Origin of the sequence: Nocardia sp. NPDC060220 (genome assembly GCF_042727815.1) — a bacterium.
Lineage (GTDB): Bacteria > Actinomycetota > Actinomycetes > Mycobacteriales > Mycobacteriaceae > Nocardia.
In genome coordinates this window covers 1-2,531 of record NZ_JBHWZY010000932.1, presented here as the reverse complement: position 1 = coordinate 2,531, position 2,531 = coordinate 1, and the positions used below count along the sequence as shown (strand labels likewise).

Below are 2,531 nucleotides of genomic sequence, written 5' to 3'. Positions count from 1 at the left end.
CACCGAGGCCGGGATCACCCGTTTTCTCGGGGTGCCGTACGCGGCGGCGCCGGTCGGGCCGAAACGTTTCCAGCTGCCCGAGGCCGCGCCCGCATGGGAAAGCGTGCGAGACGCGACCGAAATGGGCGCCACCTGCGCACAGACGCCGTATCCCGCGCCGATCCACGCCCTCATCGGCAGTGACGGTATCCCTGGCGACGAGTACCTCAACGCGAACGTGTGGACGCCCGACTCCGCCGCTTCGGGCCTACCGGTGCTGGTGTGGATTCACGGTGGCGCGTTCGTCCGCGGGTCGAACGCGCGGGCAATCTACGATGGGTCGGCGTTCGCGCGCGACGGCGTGGTGATGGTGGGGATCAACTACCGGCTCGGGGTGTCTGGCTTCGCCGAGATCGAGGGCGCACCGTCCAATCGCGGTCTGCACGACCAGATCTTCGCCTTGCGCTGGGTGCGCGAGAACATCGCCGCCTTCGGTGGCGACCCCGACAATGTGACGATCTTCGGTGAGTCCGCCGGCGCGATGAGTGTGGCGGCGCTGATCGCCGCACCACAGACGGCCGGGCTGTTCCGCCGGGCGATCATGCAGAGCGGCAACGGTGCGGTCGCCGCCGATCCCGAGGACGCGCGCAAGGTGTCGGCCGCGCTGGCCGCCGAGCTCGGAATCTCGCCTACCGCGCAGGATTTCGGGAAACTGGGTCCGGACGAGTTGCGCACGGCGCAGAACGCCGTCGCGCTGGCCGTGATGACCGACCCCGATCCGCAGCGGTGGGGCGACTCGGTGATCCAGCTGGGCGGCGGCATCATGAGCCTGTTCCCGGTGATCGACGACGACATCGTCGCGGGCCCGCCGACGGAGGTGCTGCGCGCCCATTCGGATCGCGCGGTCCCCCTGATCGCGGGCACCACCGCCGACGAGTTCCGCTTCTTCACCGTCCCGGCAGGGCTCGCCGCCGCCATCACCACCGACACCCTGCCGTTCGTCCTCACCCGCTACGGCATCGATCCCGCTGTCGCCCAGGTCTATTCGACAGAGCGCCCGGATGCCACCCCCGCCGAGATCTTCAACGCCGTCCTCACCGACATGAGCTTCCGCTCCGGCACCTACGACTTCGCCGAAGCCTGCGCCGCCACCGTCCCCACCCATGTGTACGAATTCGCTTGGCCCACCGGACTTCCCGGCCTCGGCGCCTGCCACGTCCTGGAGGTCCCGTTCGTCTTCGACACCATCGACGACGCCCATACCCTGACCGGACCCACCCCACCTCAGGCGCTGGCCGACGAAATCCACGCCGCCTGGGTCGCTTTCGCCACCGACGGCACCACCGGCTGGGCCCCGTTCACGACCGACGAGAAGAACGTCCGGATCTTCGACAACCCCGAGTCCGCCACCGTCACCGATCCCCGCGCCACCGAACTCGCGGCCCTGCGCAAGGCCATCGCCCCAGCCTGATCCTCCTGGTCGGCACGCCGCGTCCCGAACCGGCGTGCCGACCGGAAGTCGCGGTGGTCCGAGAGGGGCTAGCGGACGGAATCCGTTCCGCCGGCGAACAAGTCGGGGCCCTGGTCGGCCATCTCGGTGAGCGCTTGGGCCCAGCCGTCGAGGCGGTCGGCGGCTTCACGAAGATCGGCGACGATGCCGTTGAACTGGTACGCCAGGACCGAGTCCTCGGGGACCGCGAGGATGCGGGCCGCGGCGGCGACGAGCTGTTCGTACGCGACCACACCGGTCTCCAGGCGCGTGAGCACGCCGGCGACAGTAGTTTTCAGCGCCGCGACGGTGTCGGGGTTGGCGCGGCCGACGGTGTCGGCGGCCTGTTCCATGGCGACGACGTCGGTGGCGAGCGCGTGCAGGGCGGCCGCGCCGGAGCGGGCCGTCTCGAGCAGGTCGCGCAGTTCGTCTTCGGGGAGGCGGCGGGTGCGCGCGATCTGGGCGCCGAGGTCGTAGAGCGCCCGTTCGGCACGGATCAGGCGCTGGATAGGGGCGCGCGCGGCCGATCGCAGGCCGGGCGACTTGCGGGCGACGAAAGCCGCCTGGGGTAAGGGCTTGTTGCGCAACTCCAGGTAGCGGCGGGCGCTGAGAGCAGTACCGGTGACGAAGGCGATGGCGCCACCACCGATCACCACGACCGCCCAGACGGGCGCCGAGATCACGGCAAGACCGACCGCGCCGACCGTGGTGATACCGGAGGCGGTGCCGAGCTGAAAACTGCGCCTGCGTACCCGGCGCCGACGGCGCAGCTCCCGTTCGCGCGGGTCGGCCCAACGCCGCACCGCGACCAGCGCCTGCTCACCGACCCCCCGCAGCGTCGCGGGCATCGAGCCCGCCACCGCGACCTGCGCGATCGCCGCCGGATCCACGATCTCGGCACGCGCGCGCCGCCTGTTGCCGTTCATCCCCTCATCCTTCCGCTGCTCGAGCACCCGCTGCTGCCGCAGGTACCGACGCCGGCCTTCCCAACCCCGTACGACCCGACCTCGAGGAGGGTCCGCCGCGAAGTGGCGGTTCGCGGCCGTCCCGTCGATCAGGTGCC

At 70.9% G+C, this 2,531-nt stretch carries 2 protein-coding genes; one reads left to right on the top strand and one right to left on the bottom strand.

Translation table 11 applies throughout. The features are described 5' to 3' along the window. The coding region (locus ACFWF3_RS31890; RefSeq protein ID WP_379317506.1) for a carboxylesterase/lipase family protein at positions 1-1,450 on the top strand (1,450 nt) is incomplete at its 5' end. Positions 1,451-1,518: 68 nt separating this feature from the next. On the opposite strand, the gene ACFWF3_RS31885 is transcribed toward ACFWF3_RS31890, so the two are convergent. Continuing rightward, positions 1,519-2,394, bottom strand: coding sequence for a hypothetical protein (locus ACFWF3_RS31885; RefSeq protein ID WP_379317505.1), 876 nt, complete (start codon positions 2,392-2,394; stop codon positions 1,519-1,521). Between the last annotated feature and the right edge of the window lie 137 nt (positions 2,395-2,531).